We start from the raw sequence: 25,834 nt of genomic DNA, 5'->3' as shown, positions 1-25,834 counted from the left end.
TCAAGCGATTATGTATATTGCATATCTTTGAGGAAACGTATTGCTTTTTAAGAAACATAATTTAGATAATACTTATAAAATTTAAAAATAATCTGAGGAGGTAGTTTTAAAACTAAACCCATAACTAACAAAAAGTTATAGTATAAGTTTTGAATTGGCATACCTTTTGTAATAGCTGCTAGACCATTGAGCGAACTTTTTGGAGTATGCCAATCTATATTAAAAGAAATCGACATATCTAAACTCCGAACATGATGCAGTGTTCCGGGGGGCATATATAAAATATCTCCAGGATTCACAATAAATTTAATCGGTCTTGCATTTTTGTATTCAGGATATTTATTTAAATCTGGATTTTCTGGATTAACGAGAAACCATCGCCAGCCTTTGCGATAACAATATTTGGCATCTTCAGGTAGTAATATAGTGAATTGTTTGCGTCCAACAATCTGAAAAAAAATATTGTTAGTCAAAAGGCAATCAAAATGTAATGGTGTAACACTATTAGAAGAACCTAAGAAAAACTGGCAGTAACGCCACCACTTATGCCAATACCATTCTGGCAAATAATCATAAGGAAATGGTTGAGCATCTTTCACTAAAGAAGGTATTAAGCTAAATAAAGGTAGGTCATGACAATATGGCGGCCGAGCATTATTTTGAGGATCTTGTTCATAATTTTCTATTAATTCTATATATCTTTCCATTGTCAGACTACATATCTCGATTTCCTTATCGCTAAATTTCTTTGCGTAAATATTTAAAGAAGGAGATAAATTTTTAAGATATTTTAAAGACCATTTATCAAAACCATTCCAATTACTAATTACTCCAGAAATTATGACTGGCTTTCCTAATTCAACATAATTTTTATGGAATTCATCACTTGAAAGTTTATATCTTCTTTCTATTGCCGATGAAACAATCATAGCTTTATCCTTTAAAATCTTGTTAATTATCATAAATGCGAGCCATATTTTGGCTTTTTAGTAGAAAAAGCATTTTTAAAGCGTTCTAAAAAAAGCTAACTTATTATCATTATTTCAAGATATTGGAACTAATTGCCAATCAAAAAATGCTTCTTTTTCTAAAAGCTTTGATATTTGCTGTTGCTGTAGTGTTGAAAATGATAAGTCCTTAATTTGAACATGATGATTAACCATGATTTGTTGTAGCAGTATTTGAAAATCTTTAATTATCCCGGTAATTGTAGCAATGTCAAATCTGCGAGAATCGTATGAAATTGCTACTACAATTTCGGTTTCTGGATATATAACTAAATTCAAAGGGTAGTTATTTCTGTAATAAGTTCCAGTTAGTTCAAATTCTATATTCCCTTTCCATTTTTTTAAAAATTGGCTGACTGGAAAGTTTTCAACCACAACAATTGTTTCAAACATAGGTAAATTTCGTGGTACTTCACTCCAACCCTGGATTTGAGTAAGCGGAGTGTATTCATGATGACGTGCTTTTACTAATTGGATCTGAAAATCTTGTAGCCATGACAAAACCTGCTGATCGGTATTTAACTTGACATTTATTGGTAAGGTATTTATGAACATACCAACCATTGATTCTACTTCAACTAAATCTACTGGTCTTCCTGTAACAGTGAACCCATAAGTTACATTGTTACGACAGGTGTAACGACTAAGGAGGATAGACCAGATTCCATTAACTAATGTGGCAAGGGTAAGGCGGTTTTTGGTAGCAAAAGATAAGAGTGATTTTGTAGTTGCTTCCGATAGTTTAATTATCTCCTCATCGTACCTTTCTTCTTGGTTAGATAATTGATTATTTTCTATATAAGTTAGAGGAGTTGGTGCTTTGATTCCTTGTAATGCTTCGCGCCAAAAACTTTCAGTTTTAGCTATGTTCTGTTGCTGCAACCAGTCGATATAATTCCGAAAAGGACGAGCTGGTGCTAAAGTCACTTTTTTGCATTCACAAAGCGCCTCGTAAATTTGTAAGCATTCTTCTAATATTATTGGCCCAGACCATCCGTCTGTAGTGATATGGTGATTGCTCCAAATAAATTCATAGCGTTCATCAGCAAAGCGAATTAAAGTTATCCGCATTAGACATGGTTGCGAAAAGTCAAAACCTAATTGGCGATCGCTCTCTAGAAATGATTTTAATCGCTTTTGTTGTTCTGCTTCCTCAACACCACGCCAATCGTATTGATTTAAGGTAATTTTTACTTGTTTATAGACAACTTGTAATGGATTATCAATGTCTTCCCAATAAAATCCTGTACGCAAAACTGTATGTCTATCAACTACTTGTTGCCATGCTTGCTCAAAAGCCTCTACATTTGGATTACCATACAAAGTTAAGGTATGGTGAAAAAAGTATAATGCTGACTCGCTTGCATACAAACAGTGAAAGAGCATACCCTTTTGTACGGGTGTTAGTTCATAAATGTCCTCGACATTTTCTGTTTTCATTGTGCGTTTTTTTCACTCGCTCGGTTAATTTTTGCCAGAAATTTATCTAGGTTTTGTTGGTTCAAGTTTGCTCTGGGAAAATCAGAAGGTGTATATTTTTCTGCTTCAAGAGACTCACAGTGGGCAATAAGGCTTTGTGTAGCTTCAATAAAGCTTTGTGCTAAAGTTTCAATTGTTTCTCGACGATGAACGGCTGAACTATAAGTCCAATTCAAGTGCAGTTGTTCTTGAACAATAATTCCATTTATTTCCAGTAAGTAAAATCTTTCCGCACTTGAACTTTCGCTAAGTCTAATAGACTGTTCGGTTAAATCAAATAAAGATGACTGCGATATAGTAGGGTCAAAATTACCTAAGTAATTAAAACTTACCTGAGGTTGCGGAAAATATTGTAGCTTTGAATTTATTTCTGAATTGTTGGTTATATAGCGCAATATATCGTAACCAATACCTTTATTTGGAATGCTGCGTAAATACTCTTTAACTGCTATTAATGCATTGCCTTGATTAGAAACCTCTGTTATATCTAAAATGACTGGGAAGCAAGTTGTAAATAAACCAACTGTACGAGATAGAGATATATCATTTACATCTTTGAAGATTATATCTCGACCATTATCTTTAATATCTACCCATAGTTGCTGTTCGCCCGTCCACTTTGCAAAAGATTGTACCAACGCTGTTAATAGAACATCGGTTATCTGGGTATTATAAGCCTTATTGACATTTTTCAATAATGCTTGCGTTTCCTTTTTATTTAGAGAAATTGATACTCGGTCAACATTGGCTATTGTAGTTTCATTTGCAGAATAGTCAACAGGTAGACTGTGGAAAGGTTTTTCGGCTTTTGCCAACCAGTAGTCTTGCTCCTGGAGCATTTCTGAAGCTTGGTGATATTCTTGCACACACTGCATCCACCGCTTGAATGAAGTGCTTTTATTAGGCAAATGGATTGCTTTACCTTGAGTGAGTAGCTGATAGGCTGTTTGTAAATCTTCTAGCAAAATATGCCAAGAAACAGTATCTACTAAAAGATGATGAATGCTAATTATTAGGTAGCTATTTTGCTGCGATCGCAATTCTATAAAAGCAATTTTTGCTAGTGGACCTTCACTTAAATTGAAGTTGCTTTGTGATTCTATGATAGCAGATTCAAAAGCATATTTTTGCTCATTTTTTGAAATTTGAGACAAATTTATATGCTTGTACACCATTAGATCGTTAGTGCCAGCTTCAATTTGCTGCAATCCAGATTCTTTTTGAATAAAACGCAGACGAAATACATCATGATATTCAATCACATATCGTACAGCCTGCTCTAATATTTGGGGATTGCATATTTGTGGAATTTCTAGTAATAAAGACTGGCTTAATAAATGTTCGTTTGACTGATTTTTATCGAATAAACGATACTGAAAGGGGGTGAGATGTATTTTTCCAGTTCTGGAATTATTTTGATTTTCCTTGCTTGGATCTGCACCTGTGGCTGTTGCTAATTCAGCAATAGTTTGGTGTAGGAACATTTGTTGAGAAGTTAGCTTTAAACCTAATTGATTAGCTTTGGCAACAATTTGAATTGCAATAATCGAATCTCCTGCCAACTCAAAAAAGTTGTCATAAATTCCAACTCGATCGATGCCCAAAAATTGCTGCCAAATGTCAGCAAGGTTCTGCTCTATTTCGTTACGAGGAGCAACATAAGCATTTACCAAGCTTGGACGTGGATGGCTTAGTTGAGAAAGATTTGTTTTTGATACATCTGATAAAAACGCTAATTCTTGTTCTAGATAATTGAAAGAATTGTCTTGCTCAATTACCGTTTGGAAGTCTTGTGGAGAGACAACGACATGATGCAAGCTACTTAGCAAAATCCGATTAAAAGCTTCGGCACCTTCTTGAGATAATATTCCTTTTTTGAGATCCTCTTCACGTTGATGCTTTAATTGTTCTGGTAGTGCTGTCTCTACTGCCATCCCTACTTCTTGCCAAGTACCCCAGTTGATTGCCACTGTAAATTGATCGGATTTAGCAGTACGATAATCTGCATAAATATCCAGAAATGCATTAGCTGCACAATAATCTACCTGTCCAAATTCACTCAAGATTGAACTTTGAGATGAACAAAGTACTAAAAAATCTAAATTAATATTTTTTAAGTTAAAAATCTCCTCTAATACTAATGTGCCCTTAACTTTTGGTGCTAATACGCTGTTTGCTAAATCCTGTGTTTTTAATTGAACAATGCCACCACCAGCAATACCTGCTGCATGGATAACACCATTGATTTGACCAAATTTTTCTAAGGCTTCAGTAACAGCTACTTGCATTTGTTCGTAGTTGGCAACATCGGCACTTTTAACCTCAATCTCTGACCCTAACTCTTCCAGTACAAGCATTTTTTGGATCTTACAGCTAATACTATCTTGGCTATCATGAGTTTCTAACCACTGTTCCCACTGCGATCGCTCCGGTAATCCCTTTCTTCCAATTAAAACCAACTTAGCTTGTACTGTCTTGGCTAAATATTCCGCCAACACCAAACCTATACCACCAAGTCCACCAGTAATTAAATAAACTCCTCTTGGCTTTAACTTAGTTTTAGCTGGGGTGCTTCCATCCAGACGGACAGCTTCAAAGGTTTGAATCCAGCGATGATATCCACGGTAAGCAACTATATTATCGGTTTGCTGTGTTGTCAGTTCAGTAATCAGATAGTCGATAAATTTTTGTGTTGGTGGGACATTATAAGCAGGAATTACTACATCGATCGCACAGCAATTAATGTTTAAATATTCCTTGGGAATTATCTTACACGGCCCCAAAATTGTTGCTTTCTCTGGGCATAAAATTTCATCACCAATGACATTATATAGATTATTAGTTACAACTCTTAACTTCAGAGAATTGCTGATATTTTGCCTTCCTAATGCCTGGGTTAAATACAATAAGCTCCAAAAACCAAGATTTTGGTAATCTTCCAACGTTTGTTTTCTGAACTTATTGCCAGATAAAGTATCATCTGGCGTAATGCTCCAAAAGTGAGCTAATCCATTTGGAATCAAACTCTCTTTTCGGAGTTCTTGAAACAAGGCATCGTAATCATCGCTTTGCTGTGGATCAATGGTATATGTATATTTGTTCAGTTTAGTAAATTTGTCTGCGACCCTAACTGTAACTACATTTTGACTTTGCTGTTCGAGTCGTTTAGCAACTTCGCCTCCAATTCCATAATCATCGATAAAAACTAACCAGTGGCTGTTTTGCTCAGTTACTAGTTCCTTACCTTGGAAAAACTCAAGTGGTGTAGATTGTTTCCAAATTGGAATATAAAACCAATCGGCAATATCTGGCTTTTTAACTAATGATTTTTGCCATGCCTTTGATAATACACTTTCGGGATTAGCTTCAATCCAGTAACGCTGACGCTCAAAAGGATAGGTAGGCAAAGGAATATGTCTGCGTTGCTCTTTTGTATAAAAGCCTGCCCAGTTTATTTGCAATCCTGATAGCCAAAGCCGAGAGAGAGTATTGAGCAAAAATGCTACATCAGAAATTTGCTCTTGGGGATGTCGCAACGAAGTTAGAACTACAGGCGGTGAAATCAACTGTCGTTTGGCTAAGGTAGTTAATGTTCGTCCCGGGCCAACTTCCAATAGGATTCGCTCTGGCTGTTGCAGCAATTCGGCGATTCCCTCGTTAAATAATACGGTTTGCCGTAGATGTCTAGCCCAATAGTCAGGATCGGTCGCCTGCTCTGCTGTAATCCAAGTTCCGGTAACATTAGAAACAAAAGGAATTTGAGGTGGTTGTAGGTTGACTTCTTTAACTTGCCGTACAAATGGCTCTAAAATCGGCTCCATCATCTGAGAATGAAAAGCGTGAGATGTATGCAGGGGACGACAATCAACACCTCGCTCAATCAAACTATTTTGTAATGTTGCGATCGCATTAGTAGCGCCAGAAACCACACAAAGAGATGGCGCATTGCTAGCTGCTAAAGAAAGTTCTGAACCTAACATAGGTTGTATTTCTTTGGCAGAGAGAGAAACGGAAAGCATCGATCCTGGTTCAACTTGTTGCATCAGTCGTCCGCGAATTACGACTAAAGTCAATGCATCTTCTAAAGAAAAAACACCAGAAATACAAGCAGCCACATACTCACCAATGCTGTGACCAATCATTACTTGCGGATGTACACCCCACGCCATCCAAAGTTTAGCAAGTGCATATTCGATTACAAATAGCGCAACTTGCGTTAAGGAAGTTTGTTTAAGTTGTTCTTGTGTAGTTTCTACTGTCGAGGGATAAAGTATATCTTTCAGGTCTAATTTTAAATGGGGTTTTAGCAATTCAGAGCAATCATCAACTTGTTGCCGAAAAATTACTTCTGTTTCATATAATTCCCGTCCCATATTTACATACTGCGCTCCCTGTCCGGGAAACATAAATACAATTGAATGGTTACGGGTTTCTGATAAATTACTCAAAACTCCTTGTTGATTTGACGCTGTTAATATTTTTATAGCATCTTGAGTATCCTGACACAGCAATACGCGACGATGATTAAAATTTCGGCGGCCAACTTGTAAAGTATGAGCTACATCAGCAAGATTGGTATCAGGATGGTGTGCTAAATAGTCAATAAGGTTAGTTGTAGTAGATTCTAAAGCTGTTTGAGTTTTTGCAGAGAGAACTAACAACTGCCAAGGGCGAGAAATACTCTCCTTGCTGGTAAAAACTGGAGCTTCTTCTAAAATTACATGAGCATTAGTACCGCCAATCCCAAAAGAACTGACTCCTGCTCGTCTAGGATGTTTATCTACTTCCCATTGGGAAAGTTTGTTATTGACATAAAAGGGACTGTTAGCAAAATCAATTTGAGGATTTGGCTGCTCAAAGTGCAAACTAGGAGGAATTTGTTTGTGTTTAAGAGCTAAGACAGTTTTAATTAAACCTGCAACACCAGCAGCAGCATCCAAGTGCCCAATATTTGTTTTTAGGGAACCAATTGCACAAAAGTTTTTCTTGTTTGTGCTGCTTTGAAATGTTTGCGTCAGTGCTGCGATTTCAATTGGATCTCCTAAAGATGTTCCTGTACCGTGAGCTTCAATATAAGTTATTGTTTCTGGATCTAACTCTGCAACAACTTGAGCAGTTTTGATAACTTTAGCTTGACCTTCTATCCGAGGTGCTGTGTAGCTAACTTTGTTTGAGCCATCGTTATTTATCGCCGAACCTTTAATCACAGCATCAATAGAATCTCTATCAGTTAGAGCGTCTTCTAATCTTTTCAAAACAACGATTCCTACACCTTCTCCGCCCACTGTTCCCCGTGCTTTAGCATCAAAGGCGCGGCAGTGTCCATCAGGAGAATTAATACCCCCCTCGTGATAAAGATAGCCAGCTTTTCTTGCGGCGCTGATGGAAACACCGCCAACCAAAGCCATATCACATTCACCGTTGAGTAAACTTTGGCAGGCTAAATGTACTGCTACTAATGAGGTTGAGCAAGCCGTTTGAACTGTATAGCTAGGCCCCGTTAAATTAAGTTTGTAAGAAGTACGTGTCGCCAGGTAATCTTTGTCGCCAGCGATCGCTATTTGTTGTTCGTCTACTGAGTTTCTAATATTTTGATTAAAATAAATGTTTAGTAAATAACCGCTTAAGTTAGAACCAGCGAAAACCCCTATGGAACCATTGTATGTTTCGGAATTATAGCCTGCTTTTTCCAGCGCTTCCCAAGCACACTCTAAAAAAATCCGGTGTTGCGGGTCAGTAATTTCTGCATCTCTGGGATTAAAGCCAAAAAAGTCAGCATCAAAAAGTTCTGCATCTTCTATTACAGCATTTCTTTTAACATAATTTGGATTGCCGATTAGCGCTGCATCTACTCCTGCTTCTAACAGTTCTTCATCGCTGAAAACAGAAATTGATTCTATCCCATTTTGGAGGTTATGCCAAAATTCATCAATATTTTTAGCTCCGGGAAATCTTCCCGATAATCCAATAATTGCGATTTCTGAACCATTACTATGATCTGCACCAGTTGGAATATTCATTATTTGTTAATTCCTTAATTATTTTCAACTGATTTCATTTTATGTAGACGTTTTTTCTGTTGCGCCTTACCAGATGAAATTTTTTCTGCTTGAGTATCATTCTCTTGGAAAAAGGCTGTGGAGTTTGGAGATGTATTTAAATATTCTGCTAAAGAATTGATGCTGGGATATTTGAACAAATCAAGGGTTGACAGTTCTACTTTTAATATTTCCTGCAATTGGCTGTGAACTGTCACTAAGAGTAATGAATGACCGCCAATTTCAAAGAAATTATCGTGAATGCCTATCTTTTCAAGATTCAAAGCTTTTTGCCAAACAGAGGCTATTGTCTTCTCGACCTCAGTTTGCGGTACTACATAAGCAACTTCTAACTCTGGGCGTAGAGCATCGGGCATAGGCAGTGCTTGACGGTCTACTTTCCCATTAGATGTTAATGGTAATGCTTCTAATATCATAAATGCTGTTGGTAGCATATGATCGAGCAATTTATTATCCAAGAAGCGGCGCAGTTCAGGAGTAGTTAATGTCTTGTCTGGCTGGAGAGTTGTATAAGCTATTAAACTTTGATTTCCAGATTTATCCTCCCGAAGGATAACTACACTTGTTGATACTGATGGATGTTGATTGATAACTGCTTCAATTTCTCCCAGTTCAACACGGAAACCACGGATTTTAACTTGGTTATCAATGCGGTCGATATACTCGATATCTCCACTCGGTAGAAAAAGAACTAAATCACCTGTTTTGTAAAGGCGATCGCCTTCTTGTTTACTAAAGGGATTGGGGATAAATTTAAGGGCTGTTAATTCAGGTTGATTGAGATAACCTCTGGCTAACCCAAGTCCGCCAATGTGCAATTCACCGGGTACTCCCATTGCTACTGGTTGCAAATATTGGTCTAAAATATACAGTTGGGTATTAGCGATCGCTTTACCAATAGGTATGGAGCCTGTAGAGTGCTTACCGACTGGAACCTGATAAACACAGCAGCCTACTACTGTCTCTGTGGGTCCGTATTCGTTTACTAATATTGTATCTGGCGCTACATCTTGCCAGAAGGTGATGCTTTCAGCTAATAAATTTTCCCCACCAATAATAAAAGCTCTAGTTTTATTTGCAATTTCTTCTTTGGATAACTGTTGTTTCAACAAATCTAAGTGGGCAGGGGTGATTTTCACTAAACTTAAATTTGAGCTTTTCTTTAAGGCTTGAGAAAGGGTTTCAATACCTTGTTCTTCTGATAGTAATTCGACGGTACGACCAACTAATAAAGGTGAAAAAAGACTGGTGATTGTTAAGTCAAAACCCAAAGGTGAGTGAACTAAAGCTCCTCCTCCTTGTTCTACTGCATAGGTTTTGGTACACCAGCTTAAGTAGTTAACTAATCCTTGATGAGGAATTAGAGTTCCTTTAGGTTTACCAGTGGAACCGGAGGTGTAAATAACATAGGCTAAATTTAATTCGGTTGTTTTAGTAATTGGATTTTCAATTTTTTGTTGCTTTATAGTTTGCCAATCGCTATCTATACAAATTACTTTAATGCCATCTGTAGCTAAATCTGCAATTAAATGCTGCTGACTCAACAGCACTGGCATTTGAGAATCGTTTAGTATAAAAGTTTTTCTTTCTAAGGGATAGCTAGGGTCAATTGGTACATAAGCACCACCTGCTTTGAGGATAGCTAAAAGTCCGATGACCATAAAAAGCGATCGCTCGACACAAAGTCCTACCATTACATCCGGCTTCACGCCTAATTGTTGTAGGTAATGAGCTAGCTGGTTAGCACGACTGTTTAATTCCCGGTAGGTAAGCTGCCGATCTTTATAAAGAATAGCAATATTGTCTGGCGTGCGATCGCACTGCTGTTCAAACCAATTATGGATACACGTGTATTCTAGCTCTCCTGTTTTAGTGTTATTGAATGCAACTAAGAGTTCTTCACGCTCTTCTTCACTGAGGATATCCAGGCGTGATATTGCTGTAGAGGGATTGTCAATAACGCTAGTTAACAAAGTTTGCCACTGATTCGCCAAACGTTGAATATCTTCTTGACGGAAAAGCTTTGCATCATAGTGAAATTCTACTTTGACTAAATCATCTTGTGTACGAACACAAGAAAGTTTTACTTTAAATCGGTCAAAGCAGACGTAATGCTGATAAATGGAAAATGCTACTTGAGGAGCAGAATAATTACTTACCGTTTCTTCAAAGTCAAAACAAAATGGTAAAAATGATTCTTCACTCTCATCTGCATTTGTTTTAGCAAATGCGTCCCAACTAAAACTGTCTTGCCATTCTAGTATTTCATCTGTTAAGTTTTTAACCTTTATTAAGGTATTACTGAATGATTCATTTTCTTGCAGATGATAAGCAAGGGGTAAATATTTGGCGAATAAACCTAGTGCTACTTTTAATTCTTCATAATTGCGACCATCACAGCCTAAACCTATAATTAAGTTTGCTTGCCCAGTCAAACGCCAAATTAGAGTTTGCCAGCAAGTCAGGAAGAATATATCTATCGAAATTTGATATTTTTGGACAATCCGATCGATTTTAGTTAGTAAATCACTAGGAATAGCTAACTTAATCAATTTAGGTTCAAATTCCGATTTGTCAGAAAGATTATTCTCAAAAGGAAGTTTTAAGCTATCCAGAGTAGAAAAATCTACTTGCTGCCAATAATTTTTCCTTGATGTAGTCTCCTCTGCTGCAAGTAATTCATTTTGCCATGTAGCGACATCAGCATATTGTAGTGGTTCTTCGCTGAGTTCTGCATTCTGCAAGCAGGCAGTATAATACTGACTAATTTCATTAACTATGTTTGTTAATGTTTTATAATCTGCACAAAGAGATGGCAATTTTAAAAATAGAATGTATTTTTTTGATGAGCATTTTAATAAATATAATTTTAATAATTGACCTTGTTCTAATTGTATAGATTCTTGTTTAACTTTCTCAAGAAATGCTTCTATTTCTTCCTCTCGAGAAGATATATTCTCTAAATTATGCTCGTCAAAAGATACACTATTGTTAGTCTCTATGACCTGAATAGGTATTTTTAAACCACGTGGACGATGAAAACTTGTGCGAATAATTTCATTTTTAGCGATAACTTTCTCTAACGCTTGTTTTAATATCTCTAGCTCTACATTTCCTTCAACAAGGATAGCACATTGACTACAATATAAATTACTACTTTGCTGTAATAACCAAAGGTGCTTTTGTTGAGGAGATAATGGAAAACCTTGAATTATTTGTTGCATTTTAATTGATAAAATTCCATTTCAAATTTGACCAAAATTTTCAGAAATGATAATAAATAGCGGTGATTTAATTAAACATTGACGTAGTGAGTTTAAGAAAAATATTTTAACTATCTCAAGTTTGGCTAAAACTTATCAGTTCACTCATCGCAACAAAAAGCTTACGTTCTCCCACATAGGGATTGCGTCCATGAGCGGTTAACACATTGTCCAGTAATAATATATCTCCTTGTTGCCAAGGAAAAGATACTTCCAAATTTTGATAAATATCACAAATGTGTGTCATTACTGAGTCTTCAATAATAGTACCATCTCCGTAAAAGCAATCTCGTGGCAAATCTTCTTTTTTAAAAGTTGATAGAAGTGATTCACGGGTTTGCGTTTCTAAACAAGCTAAATGCCAATGTTGTGCTTGATTAAACCAAGACAATTCACCTGTTTGAGGATGCTTGATTACCGCTGGACGAATAGAAATAGTTTTCAAACCACCATTACTTTTCCATTCAAATTCAATTAAGTTGCTTTGACAAAACTTTTCTACATCTGCTTTACTTTGAGTTTGAAAAACTGTTTGCCAGTCAAGTCCTAATCCGTTTCCATAATTACGAACATACATAACCTGCTTTTCAACAAATTTTTCCCTAATTTTGGGTTCTATAAGTTGAAATACTTTACGACTATCAACTATTGGGGTTTCTCCTCCTTGCTGTGCAGGTTGACGACAACCAAACAGAATTTTTGCAGGCCATCGATAATTAAAAGAATTTTCGTTGTGCCATAATAACTTTCTATCCGCAGGGTAAAAAACTGGAGTATAAACTTTGTCGGTTACTGTTTCACGGGTATGTTCGCCGTTTTCATTGAATAGTTCTGAGCAAACCGCTAGACCAAATCTTTCAAATCCGGCTGCTGTAGTAACATGAAATCCTTGGAAAAGGATAGCACCATGTTTAATTAAATGTGTATCTACAAATTCTCGATTTGCTTCCGCCCAATCTGTAAGATCGACATCTGATATAGAAGGTTTTATGATTAATGGTAGAGTTTGTTCGCCTCCTAAATTATCTAGCTTAATTAGTTCTGTTTGTAAATTTATGGATTTTCTAGTAGCTCTATTGAATTCAGGTTTGAAATTAGAAGTACTTACTTTTACTTGTTTCATTTTAATTCTCTACTTCAATTGCAATCACTTTTCGCTTAATTGTGCTTAATTTTTGTTGAGATTTTTCTTTCCGTTTCCGTTCTTCACTCAACTGATATTCTTGATCGGATTTTATAATTATTTCTTCTAACTTATTTAAGTTAATAGTAGGCTCTATAATAATTTGAGATAAAATTATTTTAAAATTATTTATTAATCGGGCTATGCTACTAGGATCGAATAGGTCTTTATTGTATTTAAATAACCCAACAATTCCTTGCTTTGTATCCGTTACTTCTAGAAGTAAATCAACACTTGCTACCGGATTTTCTACATCTAGACTAGTCAAAGTTAAGTCTGAAAGCTCTAAAGAATGTATGGGAGCATTTTGGAGGATAAACTTGACTTGAAACAGAGGAGTTTGGTTGAAGTCTCTTTTTGGATTCAGAGCGCTAACTAGTTTTTCAAATGGTAAATCTTGGTGAGCATAAGCTTCGAGACAAACCTTCCGAACTCGTTGCAAAACATCGCTAAAAGTGGGATTGTCAGATAGGTTAGTACGCAATACTAATTGATTAACAAAAAAACCGATTAAATTCTCTATTTCGATTCTATTTCGGTTGGCAATATCAGTACCGACAACAATATCTCTGTCGCCTGTATACCAATATAATAAAACTTTAAATGCTCCGAGTATGGTCATAAATAATGTCGTTCCAACACTATCACCTAAGTTTTTAATTGCTTGAGATAATGTTTTAGAAAGTATTAAACTTTGTTGCTCCTCCTGAGAGGTTTTTATTTCTGAAGGCTGGCGAATTATAGGCAATTGTAAAACTGGTAAATTATCTCCTAATTGCTTTTTCCAGTATGTAAGTAAGGTGTTAAGTACCTCGCCCTGTAACCAGTTTTGTTGCCAAGCTGCGAAGTCAGCGTACTGTATTGGTAGTTCCGAGAGTGGGGAAGGCTGTCCTTTGCAGAAAGCTTCGTAAAGTGCTGTTACTTCTTTGATGAGTAACCCTATTGACCAGCCATCAGAGACAATATGATGCATGGTTAACAGCAAGACATATTGTTGTTCGCTTAAGTGCAACAAAGTCGTCCTCAGCAAAGGCCCCTGCGCTAAGTTAAAAAGCGACTGACTTTCTTGAACTGCTAACCACAAAACTTCAGTTTCCTGCTTTGTTATTGAGTACTCTTGCAAGTCCACCACAGATAGCTTCAAGGTTAGGGTTGGAGTAATCACCTGAATTGGTTGTCCATTGGCGATCGCAAAGGTGGTTCGCAAAACTTCATGACGCTGCACAATTTCGTTGAGACTCCGTTCCAATGCAAGCACATTCAGCGTACCAGTAAGACGCACTGCAAAGGGAAGGTTGTAAGTGGCGCTATTTGGCTGCAACTGATTCAGAAACCACAGCCTTTGTTGGGCAAAGGACAGGGGTAAATTGGCATTTCTAGGAACAGGTACTATAGGCAAAAGAGCAAGGCTTGATGTTAAATGTATGAGGATTTCTTGTTTCCGCTCTCGCAACTGAGTGCTTAACTCTGGTGAGAGTACCCCTTGAGGAGCGTTACAGTATAAGCGATCGCCATCAACTCTAAATTTGATGTTGAGGCTGTCAAGGTATAATAAGAACTCTTCAATAGTTTTCATAGTTCTATCTCCTCGCGATCGCGGTCTACCTCGTCCATAGAAACAAGCTCTAGCTGTTGGACTGCAAGCATCTTCTCGATCCGTTCTACCAACTGAGCTAGTGTAGGTGCTTCAAATAAACTGCGTAAAGGCAATTCCACCTTAAAAGCTTTCCGTAACCTGGAAATCGCTTGAGTTGCCAATAAAGAATGTCCGCCCAAGTCAAAAAAGTTATCGTAAATGCCTATATGCTCTCGCTTTAATATCTGAATCCAGATGTCAGCAACTATCTCCTCTGTGGGAGTACGGGGTGCAACGAAGCCTAGTTCCGATTCATTCTGGAAATTTGGTACAGGTAATGCGCGGCGATCTACTTTACCACTGGGACTTAAAGGCAATGCTTCGATCTGTACGATCGCAGAAGGTATCATATACCCAGGTAGCCTTTCTTTAAGTAAATCGCGTAGTTGTTGAATTAGTTCGCTACTACTTAGGTCATTGCGATCGCACTCAGCGCTAGGAACAACATAAGCCACTAAGCGTTTATCATTAGAGTTTTCCTCCATAACTACAACTACAGCTTCTCGAACAGCTTGGTGCTGAAGCAAAAATGTTTCAATTTCTCCAAGTTCAACCCGGAAACCACGAATCTTGACCTGATGGTCAATACGCCCCAGAAATTCTATATTTCCATCAGGGAGCCACCTTCCTAAATCTCCAGTTTTATAAATTAAATCTTTGCGATTTTCTGGTAACTTCTGGGTAACATTTGTAAACGGATTGGGAACAAAACTGAAATTAGTTTTTTCTTGATTTTTCCAGTAGCCATCACCAACACCAATACCCGATACACAAATCTCTCCAGGAGCGCCAATGGGTAATAGTTTCATTTCCCCATCTAGAATGTAGAGATTTAAGTTTGCTAATGGTTTCCCAATTGGAACTGCTCGCTGATTTTCTGGCAAAGGCTTGTGAACGATAAACTGGGTAATATCATCAGCAGCCTCAGTCGGACCATAGGCGTTAACAATTTTAATTTCAGGATATATCTCAAGCCACTTATTAACCCAACTTACCGATACTGGTTCCCCGACAACCATCATCCATTTCAAATCAGGTAATTCTCTTTGGTGAATCGGTAGCTGGGAAGTATATTCAAGCAAGCCGACAAATAATGCTGGTACTAATTCAACAACTGTGATTTTTTGTGATTTGAGTGCAATAAATAGCTGCTCAGGAATCGCAACGGTTTCAATATCTACTATTACTGTTTTCCCACCAATTAAAAGTGGTGCCAAAAATTGCCAGACAGAAATATCTGTAGAAGAAGGAGCGCTTTGGAGAAAACAAAATTCTGGCGTTAACTTTAACTCATCAAATTGGGCATAAATATGATTAACAGCACCATCATGCCTGACAATTGCCCCCTTTGGTAATCCTGTAGACCCGGAAGTATAAAGCATATAAGCTGGGTCAACAGCATCATTGATACTTTCTAGATTATCATGAGATAGTTGCTCAAAATCCAATTTATTATAAATTTTTAAATCTAGTAATTTAGTCAGTAGCGGCTTTTCATTAGCAATGCTATCTAAGCAAATAATAGATGATAATTGAGAACAGCCTTCTGCCAAGTCTGACAGAACATTCAATAGCGAATAATCGGTTAACAAAAATCTCACTTCGCTATTGGATAGCATATACTTAATTCGATTTTCTGGGTAAGTGCTATCAATGGGTACGTATGCTCCGCCTGCCTTGTATATAGCAAGAATAGCAATCAGGAAGTTGATGTCGCGGTCTTTGAAAATTCCTACAAACTCTCCTTGACGAACTCCTAATTTTCGTAATAATTCAGCTAGCTGATTAGCTTGGTGATTTAGTTCTTGATACGTTAGTTGAGTTTGTTGATGAATAACAGCTATCTTGTTTGGAGTTTCAGCTACTTGTTTTTCAAATAATTGATTGATTGTTTGCTCAATGGGATAATCTTTAACTTGCTGATTAAATTCTGTTAATAACTTATAGCGCTCGGCTGATTTTAAGAAAATAATATCTGAGATTTTAGTATCAGCGTTATTTGCAATATTTTCCAGAAGATTAGTATAATATTTACTGATTAATTTTATACTTTCATCTTGAAACAAATCTTCCTTGTACTCGATGTTAGCACTAATACTTTCACCGTTAACTGTAAAAAAAATTGTGATGTCATTATTGAGTTGGCTTAAATTATTTTTATTATGAATATTTTCTAAACAAACTACTATGTCAAAAATCGGATGGCGATTAGGAATTGTTGATATATTCAATAACTGAATTAATTCATCAAAATTATAGCTTTGATTGTTGTAAGCACTGATAATTTCATCTTTGATTTGAAAAAGTAAATCTTTGAATGAAAGCTGAGATTTTATCTGAGTATGCAAAGGAATAACTTTGTTATTTATGTCATCTACAACAATTTCCTCATATATTGGTATTCCAACAATAACCTCATTGTTTCGAGTATATTTTTGCAACAGGATGTTCAAGGCAGATACAAGTATTAAATACGTTGCAAAATGAGAACCTTTAGCTAGCTTAATAATTGCTTTAGATAAATCCTTTGGTAAATCAAAGTTCAGAGATTTGTTTTTACGACTAGAAAAAATAGGTCTTACATAGTCCAGCATCAGATTTGTTTCAGGTAATTCTCCCGATAATTTATTTATCCAATATATTTTTTGAGATAATAAGTCATTGGAATGTAAATATGTACTCATGCTTTCTTCCTTGTAATAAATTATTCGTAAACAATAAAATGATTAACATCCAATTTTCACATATTAATGAGAATCTTTTCAACACAAAATAAATTAATTTTAATTTATTTTAAAAATTTAAAGTTTTATTGAATTGGACAGATTACTTGTGACACTAGCTATTTAAATAGCTGAAACAAAATCAAATGAAACATCTTTTTTTAACATTAATAACTTAAAATGTGGTTTTTGCTCTGTAAGCAGCAATAATTCCTGAAGACGTGCTTTCGGATTTGCCACTATGCCTTCAAGTAATATCTTGATATGCCCCAAGATATTAAGAATAGTTGTAGTATCAAAACGTTGGAAATCGTAATTAATTCCAATCATCAATTCAGAACCAGGATACCCAACTATATTTAGAGGGTAGTTAGTCTTATAAAAAAGATTATGCTCTAAAACGTATAAGCTACCCCATTCTTCTAAAAACTTGCCTATTTTTTGGTTTTCAAACACCACGAAGCTTTCAAACAAGGGTACACTCCGCAGCATCTGACTCCACTTTTGAATATCTACTAATGAGCAGTACTCATACTGCCGAATTTCTACTAATTGAGTTTGTAATCCCTGAAGCCAAGTTAATAAGTATTCTTCTAAATTGATCTTGACGTGAACTGGCAAGGTGTTTACCAAATCCCCTACTATTGACTCCGATCCTTCTAAGTCTACTGGACGGCCAGAAACAGTACAGCCATAAATTACATCATCTTTACCACTATAATGACTAAGGAGCATAGCCCAGACACCTTGAACAAATGTATTTACTGTGAGATGATGCTGTTTTGCTAATAACTCTAAATTTTTTGTAGTTTCTTCCGATAAACTAATTTGTAAATCCTCGTAGCGTTCTTCTAAATTGGATAAGTTATTACAGTATAGGTTAGTTAAGGAAGTCGGTTCTTTGACTTGACTTAGCTCTCGCCGCCAAAAAAGTTCTGCTTTTGATAAATCCTGTTGTTGTAACCAATCGATGTAGTCTCTAAAACAACTACCAACTGTTAAAGGTGGTTCTTGACCTCGACAATAGGCTTCATATATTTGGACTACATCCTTCATCAAAAATGGAGCTGACCAACCGTCGATAATGATCAGATTGCTGCTCCAAACAAGATAGTAAGCATCTTCTTGAATTTGGATTATAGTCACACGCATTAGGGGTGCTTGGGAAAAATCGAAACCCCGCAGACGATCGCTTTTAAGAAAGGATTTGAAACGCTCTTGCTGTTCTAATGGATCGATTTTCCGCCAATCCTGGTACTCTAAAGGTACTTTTACTTGCTGATGCACAACTTGTAGTGGCTTATCTAACTCTTCCCAATAAAAGCTGGTACGCAAGATTGTATGCCGAGTTGCTACTTCTTGCCAAGCGCTTTCAAAAGCGGCAAGATTCAAATTTCCATGAAAATTATAAAATTCCTGCATATGGTATAGTCCCATTTCAGGAGTATACAAACCGTGAAAAAGAAGCCCATGCTGTATCGGAGATAGCGGGTATATATCTTGGATATCTTCTCTCATATTGTTTTATTTTTATTCTCTCGCTTGATTTTTGCTAAAAACTGATCGAGGTCTTGTTGACTCAAGTTTGCTTTGGGAAAGTCAGAAGGTTTATACTTTTTGCCTTCTGGAGACTGGATTGATGTGGTAGAAACTCCATCTATGATGAGTTTTTGTTCAGGTTGCTTTAGCTTTTTCGTAACCGCTACATTTGCCAAATCAGCAACTGTTTGATGTTGAAATAACTGCTTAGTAGTGAGTTTTAGACCAGCCTGGTTGGCTCTAGTGATAACTATAATGGCAAGAATAGAATCTCCACCTAACTCAAAAAAGTTATCGTAAATACCCACTCGATCCACACCAAGCACTCCTGCCCAAATTTCAGTCAACTTTGCTTCGACTAAATTACGAGGCTCTACTAACTCTTTATCTAATTCAGGTCTTGCAATATTTGGTGCAGGCAATGCTTTCCGATCGACTTTACCATTCGGTGTTAACGGTAATGCATCCAATATGATAAAACTTCTTGGCATCATGTAGTTTGGCAACTGTAATCCCAAGAAATTGCGTAACTCAGAAATTGTCAATGTTTGTTCTTTTTGAAGAACTATATAGGCTACTAAATCTTGATAATCTACTGAAGTTTCATGTATAAGAACTACAGTTTCTCGCACTGCTGGATGTTGACATAATCTTGCTTCAATTTCTCCAGTTTCAATACGGAAACCACGGATTTTTACCTGGCGATCAATCCGATTAATATAGTCTATCTTTCCGTTAGGTAAATAGCGCGCTAGGTCTCCCGTTCTAAAAAGACGTGTTGCTTCTTGACTAAAGGGATTAGGAATAAACTTTTCAGCAGTCAGTTCAGGACGGTTTAAATAGCCTCGTGCTAGTTGGTCGCCACCTATATATATCTCGCCAGTTACACCCACGGGAACAGGTCGCTTACTTGCATCTAATATATATATCTGCGTATTAGCAATTGGACGCCCAATTAAAACAGATGCTGATAAGGGTGCTTGCGGACTAATGCTAGAGCAAGTTACATCCGCAGATACTTCCGACGAACCGTAAAGATTTAACAAGATACTGTCTGGCAAACTCTGCCGGAATTGCAGAAGCAGGTAACTAGATAAAGCTTCGCCACTGCTAATCCACAACTTTAATTTAGGTAGTTGTAACTGCAAAACCTCGGATGTATTTAAAAGTACACGTAGTAATGAAGGAACAAGAACTATTCGTGTAACATTATTGTGGGCAAGAGTAGTTATAAACTGTTGCGGGTCTTTGACAACTATATCGGGGATAATTACTATCGTTACACCTTCAACTAAGGGAGCAAAGATTTCCCCTACTGAATCTACAAAGTTTAAGGATGTTTTTTGACAACAAATTTCTTCCTGTGCAAAGGGATAATTATTCGACATCCATTGGAAACGATTGATAGCACCTTTGTGCAAACCAAAAACTCCCTTTGGTTGACCCGTAGAACCAGAAGTATAGATAACGTAAGCTAAATTATCGGCTTCGGAATTACTGATGGGATTGTCTTGGCTTTGTTGTTTAATTACGCTCTTGTCTGTGTCTAGATAAATTACCTGTGCGTTGTGTTCGGGAAGTCGCTCTGTAAACTGCTGCTGAGTCAGCAGTATTGGAACTTGAGAATCTGATAATATGAAAGCTAGTCTTTCTTGGGGATAGCTAGGATCTAGAGGTACATAAGCACCACCAGCTTTCAGGATTGCTAATAGACCGATTATCATGTAGAGCGATCGCTCTACACAAATCCCGACTAATACCTCTGGTTTTACTCCCAGTTGTTGCAGATAATGCGCTAATTGGTTAGCCCTGATGTTCAGTTCGTAGTAGGTTAGTTGTTTATCCTCAGATACTACTGCTACAGCATCAGGCGTGCGTTCTACTTGTGCTTCAAACAACTGATGAATACATTGTTGTTGAGGATATTCAACCTGAGTGTTATTCCACTCCACTAGCTGCTGATGTAACTCATCTGCCGTTAATAGTGGTAAGTCAGATAATCTTGCTTGTGGATTTGCAACAATCCCTTCTAGCAAAGTACAAAAATGCTCTACTATCCGAGTAATGGTTTCAGCATCAAACAAGTCGGTATTGTATTCTAAGCACCCCTTCAATTCTGGCTCTGCGTTCACTATGTGCAGAGTTAAATCAAATTTGGCAGTCTGACCGTGCGTCGGAAACCAATTTAGAGTCAAACCAGGTAGTGTCAGTTCCTTTTGAGTGTCTTCCTGCCAGGCAAACATTACCTGAAACAAGGGCATATGACTGAGATTTCTATCTGGCTGAAGTTTTTCCACCAATTGCTCAAAAGGTATATCTGCGTGAGCGTATGCACCCACGCATACCTCGCGCACTCTATTCAACAATTCTAAAAAACTTGGATTACCAGAAAGATGAGTCCGCAGCACCAGGGTATTTACAAAAAAACCAATCAACCCTTGAATTTCACCTTGGTTGCGGTTAGCAATTGGGGAGCCAACGCAAATATCTTCTTGCCCTGTATAACGGTACAGTAAAGCTTGAAATGCTCCCAGTAGCGTCATAAACAAGGTTACTCCTTCCTGATTGCTCAGGGATCTGAGCATATCAGTTAGGCTTGCTGATAACTCAAAAGAAGCAATTGCGCCTCGAAAGCTTTGGACTGGTGGTCGTGGGCGATCTGTGGGCAAAGTTAAAGTTGAAGCATCTGCCAATTGTTGCTTCCAATAATCAAGTTGCGTCTTTTGTAATTCCCCTTGTAACCACTGACGCTGCCAAATAGCAAAGTCTGCGTATTGAATAGAGATATCAGGCAGGGTAGATGCTTTGCCGGTGGAGAAGGCTTCATAGAGTCCTGCTAATTCACGAATCAGCACTCCTATAGACCAACCATCAACGGCAATGTGGTGAATCGTAAATAGCAGCAAGTATTCTTCGGCACCTGTTTGTAGCAGCATGACTCGCAGCAACGGGCCAGTCACTAAATCAAAAGGTTTTTGAGCTATCTCTGTTGTTAACCGTTCAACTTGTGCTTGCCGTTTTGCTTCTGGGATCGAGAGTAAGTTCACCAGTGGCAGCGTCACAGTTACAGCAGGATGAATAATTTGAATTGCTTGTTCCTCAAGCATCTCAAAAGTAGTACGTAACGCTTCATGGCGTTGCACAATCTCATTGAGACTTCGCTCTAACGCATCTACATTAAGCGCACCTACAAGCTGTACACACGCTAGTTCGCTGTAGTAAGGATTGTCGATATCTAACTGTTGAAGAAACCACAGCCGTTGTTGGGCAAAGGATAGGGGAGCAGGACTTATTTGAGAACGTTTTGGAATAACTTCTAATTGAGAGCGAGAGTCAACTTCACCGCGCAATCGCTTTCTGAGAAGCTCCTGTTGAGCGAGTGAAAGTTTTGACCGTCGTTTTAAAATTTCATCTTTTTTTATATCCATAATCCCCCTGTCAAACTACGAGAACTAGCAATGCTTTTTAATCTATAACTTTGACCTTAAGATACTCAGGGATAGACTGTATTTGGGTTAAATCATTTTCTAAAATCTGCCAATCTCCATTCTTTTCAATTTCTTGAAAACCTGCAAACTTATAAGATATATACATCATTCGATTACGATTATTTGAAACAAATTCAGCCCGTAAACGAACATTATTCTTCTTAGCCAATATCATAATATGATTTAGCATAATTGTGCCGACACCTCTGGACATAACCCGACAAGACATCAACAAAAGTTTTAGAGTCCATACAAGCTCTCCACATTCCACAAGAGCTAGCCCAATTTTTCCATAACTGCCGTATTTATCTTCTAAACTAGCAATTAGTATTTTATGCCGATCGGATTTTCGGAAATAATTCAATTCGTCATAGGAGTATGTATAACCAGTTGTATTTAATTGATTAGTTCTTAATGTTAACTCTTCCGCTCTTTGTAAATCATCTTCTTGAGCATCAGAGATAGTAAAAGTCATATTAAGTGTAGCTAAAAATTCGTCTTGAGTACCAATAAACTCTTTTTCATAATTATTTCGTTCAATATCACTAATATACATTAATCTTCTCAGTTTTGAATCCTCTGTAATAAAACGAGGATTCATTTCTGGTTTATCTAAGAGATCCGTTAAATCAGTTACATTAACACAATGTACTTCAGGAAGGGAAAAATTGACTTCTTCAAGTTCAAATAACTGGTCATCGATAAAGGCAAATACATCGATACCAATATTGAGCGACTTAGCAATTTCTTGAATAGAACTCGATTTTGAATTCCAATTGATTTGGGGATAGAGAAAATATTCGTGTAGCCCAAACTCCTGGATTTTCTCCATTGCTCTAGTATAGTCATTTTTACTGGCAATAGACTGCAAAATACCTCGACTATCTAATGTTTTGATAACATCGACTACCTCATTTCGCAGGCAAACACAGTCATCCTCTAATAATATCCCATCCCAAAGCGTGTTATCTAAATCCCAAACTACGCATTTGATAGTTTTTTTATCGACTTGTTGATCGTTTGAGATTTCAGTGTTTGTGCTAATCATATTCTCACATCATTGCCAGTAAGTTTTGAGAATTGACAGTGGAAGCAGGTTTTGATATGTACTCTTGATAACCGTAATCAGCGATGGTAATCTGTTGTATTTGTGTACTACCTTCAATGATTTCCATAATTTTGGCATCTCGGAAATATCTAGCAACCGAATATTCATTAGTACAACCATTAGCCCCGTGAATTTGTACGGCATCATTTGCGACTTTAGTTGCTGTTGTAGATGCAAAATATTTGGCGATTGAAGTCTCTATTATGGAATTGGGATCGCCAATTTCTTTGAGATAGCCAGCTTGATAGCATAGTAATCTTGCTGCTTTCACATTGACTATCATCTCGGTAATCATTTGCCGAATTAATTGGTGTTCTTTCAAATAAACATCGAACTGCTTTCGTTCACTCGTGTACTGAATGCAGTCTTCTAGGCAGGCTTGAGCAATACCTACAGAACCCCATGCCACACTATATCTTCCATAATCTAATGCAGAAGAAGCTATATAAGAGAAACCAAAACCTAATCTGCCTACCAGGTTTTCTTGAGGAATTCGACAATCCCGAAAGTTTAATTGAGCGAGCATTGAAGCCCGAACACCCAATATTCCAGAAATAGGTTGTATTGAAAGTCCTGGACTATTTTTTTCAACTAAAAAAGCAGAGGGTTTACCCGAACATTGGGCAAATACTAAAAATACATCTGCAATTTGCCCGTAGGTAATCCATTTCTTCTCTCCATTTAAAACATAAGAGTCACCAGAAAGTGTTGCCGTGGTTTCTATACTTTTAGCATCACTACCTACGTTAGGTTCACTTAAGGCAAAAGCAGCTATAACTTTACCAGATGCTAATTTTGGCAGCCAATACTCTTTTTGAGACTTATTACCCCATCGATAAAGAGCATAAGAAACCATACTGTGAACTGTGAGCAAACTCCGTAAAGAAGAACATCCTCGTCCAACTTCTTCATTAAGAAGACCATAGGTGATGATATCCATACTTTTGCCACCAAATTCTTCAGGTAATACTGCACCCAAATATCCTTGATGAGCAAACTTTTCTATAATTTTTGGCGAGGTACACTCTTCTTGGTCGAAGGAATTTGCATGAGGTATAATTTCTTCATTTATGAAACCTCTAAACTTAGATTTATCATCTTTTTGTTGAGATGTCAACTCAATTTTCATGATGATTACTTATTTGGTGAAAAGGATTGTAATTTTTATATTTATTCATTTTTATGCGACTAAAGTTGTTTTTCGTTCAACTAAACGAATCATAGAATTTATAGTTCTGAAGTTATCAAGCTCCAGGTCTTCATTATCAATAGTAATTTGAAATGCTTGTTCGATAAATAAGACAAGTTGCATAGCAAACATGGAATTGACAAAACCAAGTGCAAAGATATCTTCATCTAACTGCAAATCATGATTTCGGAAAAATCGGGATAAAAATTCTCTAATTTTTGCTTGTATTTCTGACATTTTTTCAATTCGCCTTGATTTTCATAATGGCTAAGGAGTTTGTTTTAATATCCAATTTCAAATTGCTCCATTGTAAGTATAAAAACCTTGCCCACTCTTGCGACCAAATAACCCAGCATCTACCATCTTTTTTAGCAATTGGCAGGGTCTATATTTGCTGTCATTAAAACTTTCATACAAAACTTCGATAGAAAAAAGAATCGTATCCAATCCAATTAAGTCAGCAGTTTCTAGGGGACCCATTTTATGACCGAAGCAGGTTTTGAAAATTCGATCCACTTCTTCCACTGAAGCAACTTGGTCTTGTAGCAAGAAAATTGCTTCATTAATTGTTAACATGAGAACTCGGTTAGAAACAAAACCTGGCGAATCATTGACGAGGATGCTTTCCTTACCCATCTGAGCTAGTAATTCTTTCGCTGTTGAGATTGTTTCATCGGATGTGTGATATCCGCGAATCATTTCAACCATCGGCTTCATTGGAACCGGGTTCATAAAATGCATACCAATCACTTTATCAGTACGCGTAGTTAATGAAGCAATGCGAGTAATAGGTATTGCAGATGTATTAGCTGCGAATATAGTTGTTTCTGGACAAATCGCATCAAGCTGTGCGTATACTCCCTTTTTAATATCCCACTTTTCGGTGACATTTTCAATCACAAATTCTGTATCTTCAAGAAATTTATAATTTGTGGAAAATTTAATTCTTTGAAGAGTGGTGTCAGGATTATCTACTTTTTCATTTTTATTGAAAAAGCTTTGAAAACGGATATTATTTCTGATTTTCCTGTTAGCAGATTCCAGAACTTCTTCGGAAATATCTACTAAAATTACGTGATGACCACTTTGGGCGAGGTTTTGAGCTAACCCAACTCCCATCACACCTGCTCCAACAACACCGACAGTTTGAATTTTCATAA

13 protein-coding genes are annotated in these 25,834 nt (G+C 37.0%); all 13 read right to left on the bottom strand.

From position 1 onward, the window contains the following. Positions 1 to 47: 47 nt before the first annotated feature. The 13 genes from AC1F2U_RS16615 to AC1F2U_RS16555 all read right to left on the bottom strand — a co-directional run bounded on the left by AC1F2U_RS16615 (position 48) and on the right by AC1F2U_RS16555 (position 25,832). Complete coding sequence (locus AC1F2U_RS16615; RefSeq protein ID WP_480262089.1) at positions 48 to 929, bottom strand: cupin-like domain-containing protein; 882 nt, start codon at positions 927 to 929, stop codon at positions 48 to 50. A gap of 114 nt (positions 930 to 1,043) precedes the next feature. Next, positions 1,044 to 2,447 carry a condensation domain-containing protein gene (locus AC1F2U_RS16610; RefSeq protein ID WP_480262088.1) on the bottom strand — a complete coding sequence of 468 codons (1,404 nt, stop codon included), beginning with the start codon at positions 2,445 to 2,447 and terminating at the stop codon, positions 1,044 to 1,046. Continuing rightward, positions 2,444 to 8,506: a beta-ketoacyl synthase N-terminal-like domain-containing protein gene (locus AC1F2U_RS16605; RefSeq protein ID WP_480262087.1), complete on the bottom strand. Its 6,063-nt coding sequence runs from the start codon at positions 8,504 to 8,506 to the stop codon at positions 2,444 to 2,446. The genes AC1F2U_RS16610 and AC1F2U_RS16605 overlap by 4 nt, the downstream gene beginning before the upstream one ends. 14 nt (positions 8,507 to 8,520) lie before the next feature. Next, positions 8,521 to 11,769, bottom strand: a complete 3,249-nt coding sequence (locus AC1F2U_RS16600) for a non-ribosomal peptide synthetase (protein WP_480262086.1) — start codon at positions 11,767 to 11,769, stop codon at positions 8,521 to 8,523. A 115-nt stretch (positions 11,770 to 11,884) separates the two neighbouring features. Beyond that, on the bottom strand, positions 11,885 to 12,931 hold the full coding sequence (locus AC1F2U_RS16595; protein WP_480262085.1) for a TauD/TfdA family dioxygenase: 1,047 nt from the start codon (positions 12,929 to 12,931) through the stop codon (positions 11,885 to 11,887). A gap of 1 nt (position 12,932) precedes the next feature. Continuing rightward, positions 12,933 to 14,567 carry a condensation domain-containing protein gene (locus AC1F2U_RS16590; protein ID WP_480262084.1) on the bottom strand — a complete coding sequence of 545 codons (1,635 nt, stop codon included), beginning with the start codon at positions 14,565 to 14,567 and terminating at the stop codon, positions 12,933 to 12,935. After that, positions 14,564 to 17,311, bottom strand: a complete 2,748-nt coding sequence (locus tag AC1F2U_RS16585) for a non-ribosomal peptide synthetase (RefSeq protein ID WP_480262083.1) — start codon at positions 17,309 to 17,311, stop codon at positions 14,564 to 14,566. The genes AC1F2U_RS16590 and AC1F2U_RS16585 overlap by 4 nt, the downstream gene beginning before the upstream one ends. A gap of 162 nt (positions 17,312 to 17,473) precedes the next feature. Continuing rightward, positions 17,474 to 18,868, bottom strand: a complete 1,395-nt coding sequence (locus AC1F2U_RS16580) for a condensation domain-containing protein (RefSeq protein WP_480262082.1) — start codon at positions 18,866 to 18,868, stop codon at positions 17,474 to 17,476. Continuing rightward, the gene (locus AC1F2U_RS16575) at positions 18,865 to 22,317 is read right to left on the bottom strand and encodes a non-ribosomal peptide synthetase (RefSeq protein WP_480262081.1); all 3,453 of its coding nucleotides are present in this window, start codon (positions 22,315 to 22,317) and stop codon (positions 18,865 to 18,867) included. The genes AC1F2U_RS16580 and AC1F2U_RS16575 overlap by 4 nt, the downstream gene beginning before the upstream one ends. Positions 22,318 to 22,354: 37 nt before the next feature. Next, positions 22,355 to 23,425, bottom strand: coding sequence for an HAD-IIIC family phosphatase (locus AC1F2U_RS16570; protein WP_480262080.1), 1,071 nt, complete (start codon positions 23,423 to 23,425; stop codon positions 22,355 to 22,357). A gap of 4 nt (positions 23,426 to 23,429) precedes the next feature. Continuing rightward, positions 23,430 to 24,614: an acyl-CoA dehydrogenase family protein gene (locus AC1F2U_RS16565; RefSeq protein WP_480262079.1), complete on the bottom strand. Its 1,185-nt coding sequence runs from the start codon at positions 24,612 to 24,614 to the stop codon at positions 23,430 to 23,432. Between the two features lie 51 nt (positions 24,615 to 24,665). Then, complete coding sequence (locus AC1F2U_RS16560; RefSeq protein WP_480262078.1) at positions 24,666 to 24,911, bottom strand: acyl carrier protein; 246 nt, start codon at positions 24,909 to 24,911, stop codon at positions 24,666 to 24,668. A gap of 57 nt (positions 24,912 to 24,968) precedes the next feature. Continuing rightward, positions 24,969 to 25,832 carry a 3-hydroxyacyl-CoA dehydrogenase family protein gene (locus tag AC1F2U_RS16555; protein WP_480262077.1) on the bottom strand — a complete coding sequence of 288 codons (864 nt, stop codon included), beginning with the start codon at positions 25,830 to 25,832 and terminating at the stop codon, positions 24,969 to 24,971. Positions 25,833 to 25,834: the final 2 nt, after the last annotated feature.

The organism is Nostoc sp. LEGE 12454 (genome assembly GCF_056620565.1).
Note: the sequence above shows the minus strand (reverse complement) of the source record. Positions and strands in the feature narration are given on the sequence as shown.

Bases quoted from the DNA above. Each gene is read 5' to 3' on its own strand.
- AC1F2U_RS16615 (WP_480262089.1), bottom strand. From the start codon at position 929: ATGATTGTTTCATCGGCAATAGAAAGAAGATATAAACTTTCAAGTGAT.
- AC1F2U_RS16610 (WP_480262088.1), bottom strand. From the start codon at position 2,447: ATGAAAACAGAAAATGTCGAGGACATTTATGAACTAACACCCGTACAA.
- AC1F2U_RS16605 (WP_480262087.1), bottom strand. From the start codon at position 8,506: ATGAATATTCCAACTGGTGCAGATCATAGTAATGGTTCAGAAATCGCA.
- AC1F2U_RS16600 (WP_480262086.1), bottom strand. From the start codon at position 11,769: ATGCAACAAATAATTCAAGGTTTTCCATTATCTCCTCAACAAAAGCAC.
- AC1F2U_RS16595 (WP_480262085.1), bottom strand. From the start codon at position 12,931: ATGAAACAAGTAAAAGTAAGTACTTCTAATTTCAAACCTGAATTCAAT.
- AC1F2U_RS16590 (WP_480262084.1), bottom strand. From the start codon at position 14,567: ATGAAAACTATTGAAGAGTTCTTATTATACCTTGACAGCCTCAACATC.
- AC1F2U_RS16585 (WP_480262083.1), bottom strand. From the start codon at position 17,311: ATGAGTACATATTTACATTCCAATGACTTATTATCTCAAAAAATATAT.
- AC1F2U_RS16580 (WP_480262082.1), bottom strand. From the start codon at position 18,868: ATGAGAGAAGATATCCAAGATATATACCCGCTATCTCCGATACAGCAT.
- AC1F2U_RS16575 (WP_480262081.1), bottom strand. From the start codon at position 22,317: ATGGATATAAAAAAAGATGAAATTTTAAAACGACGGTCAAAACTTTCA.
- AC1F2U_RS16570 (WP_480262080.1), bottom strand. From the start codon at position 23,425: ATGATTAGCACAAACACTGAAATCTCAAACGATCAACAAGTCGATAAA.
- AC1F2U_RS16565 (WP_480262079.1), bottom strand. From the start codon at position 24,614: ATGAAAATTGAGTTGACATCTCAACAAAAAGATGATAAATCTAAGTTT.
- AC1F2U_RS16560 (WP_480262078.1), bottom strand. From the start codon at position 24,911: ATGTCAGAAATACAAGCAAAAATTAGAGAATTTTTATCCCGATTTTTC.
- AC1F2U_RS16555 (WP_480262077.1), bottom strand. From the start codon at position 25,832: ATGAAAATTCAAACTGTCGGTGTTGTTGGAGCAGGTGTGATGGGAGTT.